11 protein-coding genes and 1 tRNA gene are annotated in these 14,100 nt (G+C 70.9%); 1 reads left to right on the forward strand and 11 read right to left on the reverse strand.

From position 1 onward, the window contains the following. Positions 1–775: 775 nt before the first annotated feature. The 11 genes from zwf to ACFIMZ_RS08220 all read right to left on the reverse strand — a co-directional run bounded on the left by zwf (position 776) and on the right by ACFIMZ_RS08220 (position 12,835). Positions 776–2,263, reverse strand: a complete 1,488-nt coding sequence (zwf, locus tag ACFIMZ_RS08170; RefSeq protein WP_431822174.1) for a glucose-6-phosphate dehydrogenase — start codon at positions 2,261–2,263, stop codon at positions 776–778. Next, positions 2,260–3,198, reverse strand: coding sequence for a carbohydrate kinase family protein (locus tag ACFIMZ_RS08175; protein WP_431822175.1), 939 nt, complete (start codon positions 3,196–3,198; stop codon positions 2,260–2,262). Before ACFIMZ_RS08175 ends, zwf begins: the two co-directional genes overlap by 4 nt. Positions 3,199–3,310: 112 nt before the next feature. Then, positions 3,311–4,255: an ABC transporter substrate-binding protein gene (locus ACFIMZ_RS08180; RefSeq protein ID WP_431822176.1), complete on the reverse strand. Its 945-nt coding sequence runs from the start codon at positions 4,253–4,255 to the stop codon at positions 3,311–3,313. A gap of 78 nt (positions 4,256–4,333) precedes the next feature. Next, the gene (locus ACFIMZ_RS08185) at positions 4,334–5,371 is read right to left on the reverse strand and encodes an ABC transporter permease subunit (protein WP_431822177.1); all 1,038 of its coding nucleotides are present in this window, start codon (positions 5,369–5,371) and stop codon (positions 4,334–4,336) included. Positions 5,372–5,412: 41 nt separating this feature from the next. Continuing rightward, positions 5,413–6,975, reverse strand: coding sequence for a sugar ABC transporter ATP-binding protein (locus ACFIMZ_RS08190; RefSeq protein WP_431822178.1), 1,563 nt, complete (start codon positions 6,973–6,975; stop codon positions 5,413–5,415). Beyond that, complete coding sequence (locus tag ACFIMZ_RS08195; RefSeq protein WP_431822179.1) at positions 6,962–8,212, reverse strand: ROK family protein; 1,251 nt, start codon at positions 8,210–8,212, stop codon at positions 6,962–6,964. Before ACFIMZ_RS08195 ends, ACFIMZ_RS08190 begins: the two co-directional genes overlap by 14 nt. 509 nt (positions 8,213–8,721) lie before the next feature. Beyond that, a tRNA-Leu gene (locus ACFIMZ_RS08200) sits at positions 8,722–8,808 on the reverse strand. A gap of 81 nt (positions 8,809–8,889) precedes the next feature. After that, positions 8,890–9,702 (reverse strand): ABC transporter ATP-binding protein, encoded by an 813-nt coding sequence (locus ACFIMZ_RS08205; protein WP_431822180.1) that lies wholly within the window; start codon positions 9,700–9,702, stop codon positions 8,890–8,892. Next, positions 9,695–10,759 carry a FecCD family ABC transporter permease gene (locus tag ACFIMZ_RS08210; protein ID WP_431822181.1) on the reverse strand — a complete coding sequence of 355 codons (1,065 nt, stop codon included), beginning with the start codon at positions 10,757–10,759 and terminating at the stop codon, positions 9,695–9,697. The genes ACFIMZ_RS08205 and ACFIMZ_RS08210 overlap by 8 nt, the downstream gene beginning before the upstream one ends. After that, on the reverse strand, positions 10,756–11,712 hold the full coding sequence (locus tag ACFIMZ_RS08215) for an alpha/beta hydrolase (protein ID WP_431822182.1): 957 nt from the start codon (positions 11,710–11,712) through the stop codon (positions 10,756–10,758). The genes ACFIMZ_RS08210 and ACFIMZ_RS08215 overlap by 4 nt, the downstream gene beginning before the upstream one ends. A 1-nt stretch (position 11,713) precedes the next feature. After that, a complete protein-coding gene (locus tag ACFIMZ_RS08220) occupies positions 11,714–12,835 on the reverse strand; it encodes an ABC transporter substrate-binding protein (protein ID WP_431822183.1) in 1,122 nt (373 codons plus the stop codon). Between the two features lie 232 nt (positions 12,836–13,067). Here ACFIMZ_RS08220 and ACFIMZ_RS08225 point away from each other — a divergent pair, with 232 nt between their 5' ends. Continuing rightward, on the forward strand, positions 13,068–13,988 hold the full coding sequence (locus tag ACFIMZ_RS08225; RefSeq protein WP_431822184.1) for a helix-turn-helix transcriptional regulator: 921 nt from the start codon (positions 13,068–13,070) through the stop codon (positions 13,986–13,988). Positions 13,989–14,100: the final 112 nt, after the last annotated feature.

The raw sequence follows: 14,100 nt of genomic DNA on the forward strand, positions 1-14,100 counted from the left end.
GATTTCCTCGGTCGCGTCCGCGAACGGCAGCCGGTCGAACGCGCGATGGCCACCGCCGGCGAGCGGCACCCGGTCGAGGGTCTCGAACGTCGCGCCGGGGCGGCCGAGCGACACGCCGGGCTCCGGCCCGCCCGGATGCACGACGCCGAAGCGGAACGCGTCCGGCTCGATGCGAAACGCGCCCGCGAGCGCCGGCAGCGCGAGATTCGGATGCAGGCCGGCAGGGCGGCGTGCGCCCACGCGTGCATCGATCCGCAGCACGACGTCGAGCGCGGGGCGGTGCGGGTCGACGCGGATCGTGCGCGTGAGCCGCGCGATCGGCGAGCCGGCCGGATAGTCGAGCGCGATCTCGATGTCGAGCGCGCTGCGCCGCACGCAGGTCCATTGGCCGATGCAGCCGTAGCCGTGCTGCAGGTCGTCGCTCGGGTCGGACGGCGCGTCGTGCGCGGCGACAGGCGTCGCGACCGCGTCGCGCCAGCCGTCGGCGAGACCGTCCTCCTGCACCCCGGCGCGCGCATACGGCACGCCGAACGGCACGCACGCGAATTCGCTGCGCATCACGCCGAGCAGGCCGTCGGGCCGGGGCGCGGGTTCGTCGAGCCACGGCGGCTCGTAAAACGGCCGGACGATGCGATCGCCGACGACGAACGCGACGCCGCCGAGCATGCCGCCTTGCGCATGCACGTCGAACGCGCCGTGCGCCCATTCGAAATGCCAGACAGATTCCATGGGATCGATGCGGGAATGCGGAGAGCGTTGAAGGAGGCGCAGCCGGTCAGTTTTCTTCCTCGCGCCAGCACGTGCCGTGCCGCGCGAGCAGCGCGCTCGCCGGCGCGGGGCCCCAGCTGCCGGCCGCGTAGGGCTTCGGCGCGGGCGCGCGCTGCGCGGTGTCGGCGAGGATCGGCGCGACCCAGCGCCATGCGGCTTCCTGTTCGTCGCGGCGCACGAACAGCGCGAGGCGTCCCGCGATCACGTCGAGCAGCAGGCGCTGATAGGCTTCCATCCGGTTCTGCTGGAAGAAGCGGTCGAACGCGAGGTCGAGGTGCACGCCCTGCAGCGACATGCCGAGCCCCGGCTGCTTCGCGAGGGTGCTGAGCCGGATCGATTCGTCGGGCTGCAGGCGGATCGTCAGCCGGTTCGAGCCGGGCCGCAGCGCCGCGGCGCCGAGCGCCGAATGCGGCACCGGCCGGAAGTTGACGACGATCTCGGCCACGCGATCGGCGAGCCGCTTGCCGGTGCGCAGGAAGAACGGCACGCCGGCCCAGCGCCAGTTGTCGACCTCGGCCTTCAGCGCGATGAAGGTCTCGGTGGCGCTTTCGGCCGCGATGCCCGGCTCGTCCCGGTAGGCCGGCACGGCCGCGCCGCGCACCGCGCCCGCGCGATACTGGCCGCGCACGACGCTGCGCGGAATATCGTCGCCGGCGAGCGGCTTCAGCGCGCGCAGCACGCGCAGCTTCTCGTCGCGCACCGCATCCGCGTCCATCGATTGCGGCGGCTCCATCGCGATGATCGCGAGCAGTTGCAGCAGGTGGTTCTGCACCATGTCGCGCAGCGCGCCGGTCTGGTCGTAGAACGGGCCGCGCCCGCCGACGCCGAGTTCCTCCGCGACGGTGATCTGGATGTTCTCGATCCATTCGCGCCGCCACAGCGGCTCGAACATCACGTTGCCGAAGCGCAGCGCAAACAGGTTCTGCACGGCTTCCTTGCCGAGATAGTGGTCGATCCGGTAGATCTGCTCCTCGCTGAAGATCGTGCCGACCGCATCGTTGATCGCGGCCGACGACGCGAGGTCGTAGCCGAGCGGCTTCTCGAGCACGACGCGCGACGACGGCGGCGCGAGGCCCGCCGCCGCGAGCGAGCGGCAGATCGACACGAACAGCGACGGCCCGGTCGCGAGATAGAAGATGCGCCGGCCCGGGATCGGCTCGAGCGCGTCGCGCAGGCGCGCGAACGCGTCCGGACGGCTCGCGTCGAGTTCCACGTAGGCGAGCCGTTCGACGAAGCCGCGCCACGACGTCGCGTCGAACGACGCGGCATCGACGTGCGGGCGCACGGACGCATCGACCCAGCGCAGGTAGCCGGCATGGTCGAACGGATTCTGCGCGACCGCGACGATGCGTCCGGCGCTCGCGAGCAGGCCGTCGCGATGCGCGGCGTACAGCGCCGGCAGGATCTTGCGCATCGCGAGGTCGCCGGTGCCGCCGAACAGCACGAATGCGAAAGCGGACGGGTCGCGCGCCGCAAAGGCGTGGGCGGCGTTCATCGCGGCAGACTCGCGGCGACGCTCGACGCGTCGAGCCGTTCGGCCACTTCGGCGGCCGTCGGCGCATAGGCGCCCGGATGCGCGCACGCGACCGCCGCGCACGCGGCCGCGTAGCGCAGGTGCTCGGCGGCCGGCGCGTCGGGGCGCGTGAGCAGGCTCGCCATCCAGCCGCCGACGGTCGCGTCGCCGCAGCCGACGGTATCGGCGACCTCGGTCGGGAATGCCGGCTGGAACAGCGTGTCGCCGCCGTGGAACAGCTGCATGCCGGCCGCGCCGCGCGTGACGAGCACGGCCGCGCCGGGCGCCCACGCGCGCAGTTGCGCGATGGCGGCGGTCTCGTCGAGCTCGGGGAACAGGCCGAGCAGGTCTTCGTCGGACACCTTGATGGTGTCGGCGAGGCCGGCCAGCCGGCGCAGCGTCGCGCGATACGACGGATCGGCCATCGGCGCGCGGAAGTTCGGGTCGAACGAGATCCGCTTGCCGGCCGCGCGCGCGGCCTGCGCGATGTCGATGAGGCGCGACGCGAGCGGCTCGCGCACGACGCCGAGCGAGCCGACGTGCACGATGTCCGCCGCCTCCAGCGCGCCGGCGGGCAGGGCGGCCGGGTCGAACGCGAGATCGGCGCTGTGCTCGCCGATGAAGAAGTAGTTCGGCGGCCGCTTCGACACGACCATCGCGAGGAACGGCGCGCGGTCGACCTGCCGGATGAAGCGCATGTCGAGTCCGGCCTCGGCGCTCTTGCGCATCAGCTCGTCGCCGAAGATGTCGCGGCTGACCGTGCCGGCGAAGCCGGTCGGCACGCCGAGCCGGGCGCCGACGCGCGCCACGTTCCAGCACGAGCCGCCGGCGACGCTGTGCCAGTGCTGCGCGTCGTCGCGGATGAAATCGGTCAGCGCTTCGCCGAATACGACCAGGCGGGGAAGGTTCGTCGTCATGTCTGGGCGTCACGCCGCGAGGTCGCGCCGTGCCTTGTTGCGGTTGATCGGTTGAGGGGCGCCGTCGCGCGATCCGGCCGGCGCGGGCACGGTGCGGCCCGCGCCCGACGGGTCAGTGCGGCGCGCTCCAGCCCTTGTAGCTCTTCACGTTGTCGCGCGTGATGAGCGCAGGCTCGATCAGGATCATCGGATTGGCCGGCTTCTGGCCGTTCATGATTCCGTAGCCGACGTTGACGGCCTGCTGCGCCATCGCCCACGGGTCCTGGCTGGACGACGCCTGCACGAGCGTGTTGCCCTTGAGCGCGGTCTCGATGTCGGGCGCGCCGTCGACCGACGTGATCACGATGCCGGTGCGGCTCAGCTGCTTCGCGGCGAGATCGCTGCCGACCGCCTGCGGATCGTTGATCGTGAAGACGCCGTCGAGCTTCGGAAAGCGCGTCAGGTAGCCCTGCATCGCGTTCATCCCGCCTTCGCGCGAGCCCTTGCCGTCCTGGTCGGCGGACAGCAGCTTGATGCCCGGATTCTTCGCGAGCACGGTCTTGCAGCCGTTCACGCGGTCGACCACCGCCGACACCTGCGGGCCGTTCTCGATGATCACGTTGCCCTTGCCGCCCAGCTTCTTCGCGAGGAAGTCGCACGCGAGCTCGCCGGCCTTCACGTTGTTGGTCTGCACGGTCGCGTTCGCGCCGGCCGCCGCGACGTCGACCGCGATCACCGTGATGCCGGCCGCCTGCGCCTTCTTCACCGCGGGTTCGATCGCCTTCGGATCGGCCGCGTTGAGCAGGATCATGTCGACGTGCGCGGAGATGAAGTTGTCGATCTGCGTGAATTGCTTGTTCAGGTCGTAGTCGGCCGACACGGCCGTGACCTTCGCGCCCGGGTTGATCTGCTTCGCGCGCGCCTCGGCGCCTCTCGCGATCGTGACGAAGTACGGGTTGCCGAGCGAGCCGACCGTGATGCCGATCGACTTCAGCGGCTTGTCGGCCGCGTGCGCGGCGGCCGTCGCGAACGCGAGCGCGCAGGCGATGCCGGTCAGGACAGCTTGGTGCTTGAACATGTCGTTGTCTCCGTGAGGTCCGTTGGACGGCGGGCGCAGGAGGACCTGCCTGCGCCCCGATGGGTGAAAGGGGGAACGTCAGGTGCGGGCCGAGTCGCGCTGGCGGTAGCGGTCGAGCGCGACCGCGCCGATGATCACGAGCCCCTTGATGATGTACTGCCAGATGTCGGATACGCCGAGCAGCACGAGCCCGTTGGTCAGCACCGCGATGATCAGCGCGCCGATCAGCGTGCCGACGATCGAGCCGACGCCGCCGACGAAGCTGGTGCCGCCGAGGATCACCGCGGCGATCGCGTCGAGTTCGTACGACTGGCCGAGCTGCAGGCCGTTGGCCGCATAGAGCCGCGCGGCCGACATCACCGCGCCGAGGCCGGCGAGCAGCCCCGACGCCGCGTAGACGAACAGCTGGATCGCGCGCACGTTGATGCCCGACAGGCGCGCGGCTTCGGGGTTGCCGCCGACCGAGTAGATCCGCATGCCGAGCACGGTGCGGCGCAGGATGAACCACGACGCGACGATCACCGCGCCGGCGATCACGACGAGCCACGGCACGCCGAGGATCGAGCCGTTGCCGATGAACGCGAACGGCAGTTGCGGGTTGAAGATCGTGGTGTCGTTGCCCATCAGCCGCGCGACGCCGCGCACTGCGGTCAGCGCGCCGAGCGTGACGATGAACGGCGGCAGGCGCAGCAGCGCGATCAGCCCGCCGTTGATCACGCCGAACACGAGGCCGACCGCGAGCGCGGCCGGCACGCCGAGCCAGCCCCAGTTCGGGATGTTCGACGCGAGCAGCGCGGCGACGGCCGCGGCGGCGAGCACCGAGCCGACCGACAGGTCGATGCCGCCCGTCAGGATCACGAACGTCATCCCGGCGGCGAGCACGATGTTGATCGACGCCTGCTGCGTGACGATCGACAGGTTCTGCAGCGTGAAGAAGCCGTCGGTCAGGAAGCCGAAGCCGACGCACAGGATCAGCAGGACCGGCAGCATGCCGGCGGTGCGCATCAGCGCCCGCATGCGCGCGCGGTGCTCGCCGAGCCGCACCTGCGGCGCGCGCTCTTGTACCGGATGGGCCGGCGCGGAAGCGAGGTTCCGCTGCTTGGTCGGGTTGATCATTTCGGTAACCTAAACGTAAGGTGGAAAATAAGCGACGGCGCTCAGTGCGCTCGGTGCACGACCGCCGGTTCCGTTTGCGAGCCGGTGGCGAGCGCGATGATCGCTTCCTGCGTGATCGGCGCGCCGGTGTAGCCGCCGAGTTCGCCGGCGATCTCGCCTTCGCGCATCACCAGCACGCGGTCGGCGACGCCGATGATTTCCGGCAGCTCGCTCGAGATCACGATCACGCCGACGCCCGCGCGGGCGAGCGCGTTGATGATCCGGTAGATCTCGGATTTCGCGCCGATGTCGACGCCGCGGGTCGGCTCGTCGAGGATCAGCACGCGCGGCCTGGTTTCGAGCAGGCGCGACAGCAGCACCTTCTGCTGGTTGCCGCCCGACAGCGCGCCGACGTTGACGTTCGCGTGCGGCACGCGGATCGACAGCGACGCGATCGCGTCGCGCGCGCGCGTTGCGCCGCGCGCGAGATCGAGCTTGCCGAGCCGGGCGTCGCGGCCGCACACCGAGATGTTGATGTTGTCGCGCACGCTCATGTCGAGGAACAGGCCCTGGCGCTTGCGGTCTTCGGTCAGGTAGACGAGGCCGGCGTCGATCGCGTCGCGCGGCGAGTGCGCGCCGAAGGTCTGCTCGCCGATCGTCACGTCGCCGCGCGTACGCGGCTCCGCGCCGAAGATCAGCCGAGCGAGCTCGGTGCGGCCCGCGCCGACAAGCCCCGCGATGCCGAGCACTTCGCCCGCGTGCAGGTCGAGGCTGCAGCCGCGCACGCGGCCGCCGTCCGCGACGTCGCGCACCGACAGCAGCAGGTGGCCGCGGTCGTACGGCGCATGTTCCTTCTTGTAGAAACCCGAGATGTCGCGGCCGACCATCATCCCGACCAGCCGCTCGGCCGACAGCGACGCGCTGTCGAGCGTGCCGACGTAGGTGCCGTCGCGCAGCACCGACACGCGGTCGGACAACTCGTAGATCTCCGCCATCCGGTGGCTGATGTAGATGATCGCGAGGCCTTCTTCGCGCAACTGGCGGATCAGCCGGAACAGGCGCTCGGTCTCGCGCGACGACAGCGGCGTCGTCGGCTCGTCCATCACGAGGATCCGCGCGCGGGTGTGGACGGCGCGCGCGATTTCGACCAGCTGCTGCTCGGCGATCGACAGCGTGCCGACCAGCGTGTCGGGCCCGAACGTCGCGCCGAGCCGCGTGAGCACGTCCCGGCAGCCGCGCGACATTGCCGCGCGGTCGATCGTGCCCCAGCGGCGGTTGCCGCGCCGCAGCTCGCGGCCGATGTAGATGTTCTCCGCGACCGTCAGGTTCGGCGCGAGGCACAGCTCCTGGTAGATCACCGCGACGCCCGCGTCGCGCGCGGCGAGCGGGCCGTCGACGTCGATCCGCGCACCGTCGATCAGGATCTCGCCGCCCGCGTCGGCCTGGTACGCGCCCGACAGGATTTTCATCAGCGTCGACTTGCCCGCGCCGTTCTCGCCCATCAGCGAATGAATCTCGCCCGGATAGACGGTCAGGCTCACGTTGTCGAGCGCGCGCACGGCCGGGAACGTCTTGCTGATCCCGCGCATCTCGAGCAGCGGACGGGGCGACTCAGATCGCGACATGGTTGACCTCCTGCGATTGCGCGCCTGCGCCCTTGAGGATGCCGGCCCGCGGGGAGAAGTTGAAGAACATCGGCAGCGTCGCGGCGCCGATCGCGCCGGCGTCCGCGCCGAACGTGCCGCGCACCAGCGTCGGCGTGCCGCGCGCCTCCGGCGCGGTCGCGATGAGGGCGGCGCGCAGGCGGGTCGTCACCGCGTCGATCAGGCCGGCGTCGGTGTCGGCGTCGAGCACGACGACCGGTGCGTCGACCACGCACAGCACCGCGCGCAGCGCCGGCGCGAGCGCGTCGACGCAATCGTCGATCCATTCGTCGACGGCGGGCAGGCCGCGCGCGATGCACGCTTCGAGGTCGGCGCGGTTGTCGACACGCTCGCCGCTGTAGCGCAGGTGGCGCACCAGCGCGTGCAGCGACGCGCGCGCGAGCAGGATGTCCCACGGGCCGCGCGGCGGCGGCGCCGACGGCAGGCGGCTCGGCGGCACCGGCATCACGCCGATGTCGCCCGCGTTGCCGGTGACGCCGCGCAGGCAGTCGCCGTCGATCGCGATCCCGCCGCCGATCGCGGGCCCGATGAACAGGTAGATGAAATCGTCCTGCTGGCGGCCGAAGCCGTAGAACAGTTCGGCGATCGCGGCCGCATTGCCGTCGTTCTCGCCGAACACCGGCAGCGCCAGCGCGCGCCCGAGCTCGCTCGCGAAATCGACGTCTTCCCACGGGCGGAACGTGTCGGGCGCGAGACCGAGCTCGCGCATCCAGCTGCCGAGGTTGTACGGTTGCGCGACGCCGATGCCCGTCAGGCGCTCGCGCTCGTGCGCGGGGAGTAGGGCCTGCATCGCGGCGATGTCGCGCCGGACGATCTCGAGGACCTCGGCGGGCGGCGGCAGCAGGGTGTCGTGCGAGACGCGGCCGAGCACGTCGCCGGCGAAATTGACGAGCGCCGTCTCGATGCGCATCCGGTCGAGGTGAACGCCGATGCCGAACGCGCCGCGCGGGTCGAGCCGGATCAGCGACGCGGGCTGGCCGCGCTGGCCTTCGACGCGGCGGCCGGTGAACTCGATCAGCTTCGCGTCGACGAGCGACGCGATGATGCTGCCGACGGCCGTGCCGGTCATGTTCGCGAGACGCGCGAGATCGGCCTTCGACGCGCTGCCCGCGCGACGCAGCGTCTTCAGCAGCAGGCGCTCGTTGTAACGGCGCACGTTGGCTGAATTGCTGCCCTGGCCGATGTGCGGGCTTCGCATCGCGTCTCCTTCCATGGCGCCTGCGTTCGGCGCATTAAATAAATCACGTTGATTTATTTAACCGCGAGGCGATCGGCGTGTCAGCCTAGGGAAATCCCGGGCAGCGGGAGGGGGCGGACGAAGCGGGGCTGTCCGGCGATTTGCGCGATGCCGGGAGGAAGGCGGCGAGCGGATTTCGGATGGGTTCAGTTCGATGACGCCCGCCAGCGCGAGCGGCCACCATCGAGCGTGCGGCGATGCGCCGGCGACATCCTGCCGCCGCGCAACAGGAAACTGCCCGGAGAAGATTGGTCCATACGCGAAGATGGCGCGAGACGGTGTGCGGTCGGGGCGCGACGTGACGCGCGGCGGGCATGGCTGCCGCGTTGCTTTGCGAGTGTGCGAGATGAAGGGGCCGGCACGGAGCCGGTCTTTCAAGGAAGAGGGGCCTCGCGCAAAGCGAGCGGGCGCTTTGCTTCCTGGCGCGGAAATGAAAAAGGCCGGCATATAGCCGGCCTTTCAAAAACAGATGGTGCCCAGGAGAGGACTCGAACCTCCACGGTGTTGCCACCGCTAGGACCTGAACCTAGTGCGTCTACCAATTCCGCCACCTGGGCACGTTTCGCTTGGTGCTGCATCGCGAAAGACCGCAATTATAGAGCAGTTGCGAAGGCTGTCAACAGGTTTTTCGCGTCCGCTCAAAAAACATCGACGTGCGCGTCGGACGACGTCGCGCGTTCGGCGAGCGTCACGTAGTCGCCCGACACGGTGCGCTCGACACGCGCGTCGACGCGGTACGCGCGTCGCAGGTTCGCGGGCGTCAGCACGTCGGCGACGCCGCCGTCGGCCACCACGCCTTCATGGCCGAGCAGCACGAGACGATCGCAGAAGCGGGCCGCGAGATTCAGGTCGTGCATCGCGACGAGCGCAATCGCGCCGCGCCGCGTGACCGCATCCCGCATTGCCTCCAGCGCGAGCAGCTGCCAGCGCAGGTCGAGCGCGCTCGTCGGCTCGTCCAGCAGGAGCAGCGGCGTGTCGCGCACCAGCACCTGCGCGAGCCCGACCATCTGGCGCTGTCCGCCCGACAGCCGGTCGAGCGGCGTCGTCGCGAGCGCATGCAGGTTCAGCTGCGCGAACACGCGTTCGAGGCGGGCATCCTGCGCGGCGGCCGACAAGCCGCCGCAGGTCGCGCGCAGCGCGCCGCGCACCGCCTCGTAGACGAGCAGCGACGTCGGCTGCGGCAGCGTCTGCGGCAGGTATCCGACCCGGCGCATGTGGTCGCGGCGCGCGCCGCGCAGCAGGTCGTGCCGGTCGAGCGTCGCGGCGCCGCGCGCGGCGACGAGGCGGGTGAGCGCGCGCAGCAGCGTCGATTTGCCCACGCCGTTCGGGCCGAGCAGCGCGACGGCGCTGCCGGGCGGCACCGGCCGCAGCGACAGCCGCGCGAGGATCGTGCGCGCGCCGTACGCGACGTCGAGGCCGTCGATGCGCAGCGCGTGTTGCAGCTTATCCATCGAGCCTCCTGCGACGGCTGATCAGCGTGATGAAGAGCGGCACGCCGACGAGCGCGGTGATGATGCCGATCGGCAGCACGACGCCCTCGACCAGCGTCTTGCTGAGCACCGACGCGGCCGACAGCATGATCGCGCCGGCGAGCGCCGCGCCGGGCAGGTAGTGGCGGTGGTCGTCGCCGACGAGCAGCCGCGCGACGTGCGGGCCGACCAGGCCGACGAAGCCGATCGTGCCGACGAACGACAGCGCGGTCGCCGACAGCAGGCTGATGCGCACGAGCGTGACGAGCCGCAACCGCTCGACCGCGATGCCCATGCTGCGCGCCTGTTCCTCGCCGGCGCGCAGCGCGGTCATCGACGCGACGCCCGGCGCGCTCCACAGCACGCTGGCGGCGAGCACGCACGCGAGGATCGCGATCTTGCTCCAGGTCGCCCGCGCAAGGCTGCCCATGCTCCAGAACACGATCTGCTGGAGCGCGTTGGCATCGGCGATGAACTGCAGCAGCCACAGCAGCGCCTCGAAGCTGAACATCAGGCCGATGCCGAACAGCACGACGGTTTCGGTCGTCGCGCCGTGCCGCCACGCGAGCCAGACGATCAGGAGCGTCGCGGACAGCGCGCAGCCGAACGCGCCGAGCGACAACGCGAGGTTCTCGTTCCACAGCACGAGGTGCCAGCCGGAGATCACGACCAGCGACGCGCCGACGCTCCCCGCCGCGGCGATGCCGAGCGTGAACGGGCTCGCGAGCGGGTTGTTCAGCACGGTCTGCATCTCGGCGCCGGCGAGCCCGAGCGCCGCGCCGACCAGCACCGCCATCAGCGCGTAGGGCAGGCGCACGTTCCACAGGATCACGCGCTGCTCGAGCGGCAGCGCGTCCGGACGGAACAGCCCGGTCACGATATCCGCGACCGGAAACGACGACGGGCCGGTCGCGATGTCGACGACCAGCAGCGCGACGAGCACGCAGGCCAGCAGCGCGAGCGCGCCGACGCGTCGCGCGGCGATCGCACGGTAGCGGACCCGCAGCGACGCGGACGGGACGGGGGCGGCGACGCTCATGCGATGTCCTCGCCCTGGCCCGGCGCGCACGCGACGCGCACCGCGAGCGCGGCGCTCGGCATCACGACGCCGCCGTGATCCTCGCCGTCGATCAGCCGGAACGTGGCGGCGAGACCCGGGCGGCGGCCCACGCGCTGCACGAAGTCGCGGGCCGAGCTGACCTGCTTGCGCGCCTGTTGCCGGCGCATGCGCTCGGGGTCCGGGTTCGGCGCGCCTTCCTCGAGGCTGCCCGCGGTCACGACGACGCGCAGCGCCGGGTCGAGCGGCGCCGCCTGCGCGGCGAACCGGTCGGCATACGGCAGCAGCGCGCGCTCGCCCCACCAGATCGACGGGCTCGCGGCGACGTAGCGCCGAAACAGATGCGGGCGCGTCAGCAGCGCATACAGCGTCAGCAGGCCGCCGTACGAGTGGCCGAACAGCGTCTGCCGGCCGGCGTCGATCGGCCACTGGCGCGCGAGCCACGGCTGGACGTCGTGTTCGATGAAGTCGAGAAAGCGGTCCGCGGCGAGACCCTGTCCGTCCGGCAGCGGCGCGAGCGTGTAGTCGTCGGCGCGCGCCTGCATGTCGTACGGCGCGTCGGTCGGATAGCCGATGCCGATCACGATCGGCGCGGGTTCGCGCACGGCGTCGGGCCGCGCCGCACGATTGCGCGCGAGCGGCGCGGCGAGCGGGAACAGCGCGTTGCCGTCGAGCACGACCAGCACCGGATGCGGCCCGCTCGCCGAGCGCTCGGCCGGCAGCGCGACGAACAGGCGCCGGGTCCGGCCGGCGACCGTCACGTCGAACTGGTGGCTGGCGGGGAGCCGGACAGGCGGCGCGTCGGCGGCGGCAGGCCATGCCGACGCATGCGGCGCGGCGCCGGCGGACGCGACGCGGGTCGCGAGCGCACCCGCGAGGCCGGCGAACAGCAGGCCACGACGCATGGGAAGCACGGGGGAGGGATGCCCGCTCATGTCACGATCCTTCCTGAATCCAGTATTCGCCGTTCAGCGCAATCGGCTGGAAGCGGCGCACCATCGTCTCGAACGTGCGACGCGGATCGAGATCCGCGAACAGGTCCGGATGCAGCCACTTCGCCATCGCCTGCACCGCGACGACATTGAACGGCGAGTTGTAGAAGTGATGCCAGATCGCATACGCGCGACGTTCGCGCACCGCGCGCAGCGGCGCGATCGTCGGGCGCTGGAGCACGCTGTCGAACGAGCGGACGGCTGCGTCCCGCGACACGCCGGCGCCGAGCGCGATGCGCTGCGGCGCGCCCTGCAGCGTGCGGGCCGAGCCGATCCCGGTGCCGATGTAGAAATCGGGCTGGCGGCTCAGCAGATATTCCGGGTTCAGCGTGCCGTGCTCGCCCGGCACGCGGCCCTTCGCGACGTTGTCGCCGCCGGCCGCGTCGAGCAGCTTGCCGAGCATGCCCGTCATCGTTTCGCAGCAGTCGCTCGACAGGCCGACGCGGCTTTCGAGGAACACCGTCGGCGCGGCGGGGCGGGCCGTCTTCAGGCGGGTGCGGACGAGGTCGAGCTGTTCCTGCCAGGACGCGTTGAAGTCGGCCGCGCGTTGCGGCGCGCCGAACACCTGGCCGAGCACCGCGATGCTGCGCGGCGTATTGACGAGCGGATCGTGGCGGAAATCGACGAACACGATCGCGACGCCTGCGGCCTCGAGCCGCGCCAGCGTCTCGCGATCGCGCTCGCCGGGCCCGTGGCCGCCGCCGAGCCCGAAGATCGCGACCTGCGGCCGCAGCGCGAGCGCGCGTTCGTCGCTGAAGCTGCCGGCCTGCGAGCGCCCGATGCGCGGCACGTCCTTCAGCCGCGGAAAGCGCTCGAGCCACTGCGCGTAGCTCGCCGGATCGAGCTGTTCGAAGTCGCCCATCATGCCGACGAGGCGGCGCGCCGGATCGCCGGCGTCGACGATCGCGAGCGCGGGCAGCAGCCGGCCTTCGCCGAGCAGCACGCGCTCGACGCGCGCGGGAATCCGGACCTGCCGGCCGGCGAGGTCGGTGACGGTCGTCGTGTCCGCATGCGCGGCGTGCATCAAGAGCCAGCCGCACAGCCAGATGCCGAGCGTGGCCCACATTCCGCTTGTCTTTCTCACGCTACTCCCGATACGATATTAAATGAGAACAATTCTCATTTAATTGTAACCGAGAGATGGGGCCGAAGCGGACGCTGTCCGTTTGACCAAACGACTAAATAGTTTGCGCGAGCATCGACCGCGCACGGGGGTATCCGAGATGACTGCAAGGGCGCCAGGCGCTTTCCATTCCGATTGCCATCGACACGACGCGCACGTTGCGCGGGTCCGCGAAGTGCGGCCCGGCCTGCGCGTGCACGCGGACGACGCGACCGACGAATTCGACGCGGTGATGTCGGGCCAGTGCACGCCGGGCCTGCATCTCGTGCTGCTGCTGGAAGGGGCGCTCGACGTGTCCTACGGCGACCGGCGCGTGCTGCTGACGACGGACGGCCGCAGCGCGTGCCGCGATGGCGCGACCCGATCCAGCGCGACCCGGTCGAACGCGGCGCGGCCGCATGTGCGGATGCAGTCGTTCCTGCTCAACGCGCTGCAGCCCGACACGTTCCGCCGCCGCCTGAGCAAGGGCGGCTATGCGCGGCGGCTCAGCCTCGCGATGTCCGACGAATGGCTCGCGCATCTGCAGGCGGCGAGCCGCGCGGCATTGCCGGAGCGGCTCGATTCGATGCTGTCCGCGCATCTCGCGATCCGCTTCTGGCAACCGACGCCGCGCGCGACCGCGCTCGCCGAGCAGATCGTCCGGCCGCCGTCCTACCAGCCGATGCTGCAGGCGATCTACCTGGAAAGCCGCGTGCTCGAACTGCTCGCCGAGGCGTTCGCGCCGCTCGAGGCGGAAGCGGCGCAGGCGTCGGATGCGGCGCTCGGCTCGCGTGACTACCGGCGGATGGCGGAGCTGCGCGCGTTTCTCGCGAGCGACGCCGCGCAGGATCTGTCGCTCGACGACATCGCGCGCCACGTCGGGATGAGCGCGAACGCGATGCAGCGCCAGTTCCGCGCCGCGTACGGCACGACGGTGTTCGACTTCATTCGCGAGCATCACCTGCAGCGCGCGCGGCTCGCGCTCGAGCGCGACGCGGTGAGCGTCAAGCAGGCCGCGGCGCTTGCCGGCTACACGAGCGCCGCGAATTTCGCGACCGCGTACAAGCGCCGTTTCGGCGTGACGCCGACGCTCGCACGGCGCAGCGATCGACGCTGAGCGACGCCGACCCGCATCGCGGCGGCGCTCAAACAAGATCGCAGCTTTCGCAAAGATTTCGAAGCATTACAGGTTCCATAATGCAAATGAGAATCAATCACATTGTGGAGCA

This window comes from Burkholderia sp. F1 (assembly GCF_050813845.1).
Taxonomy (GTDB): Bacteria; Pseudomonadota; Gammaproteobacteria; order Burkholderiales; family Burkholderiaceae; genus Burkholderia; species Burkholderia ubonensis.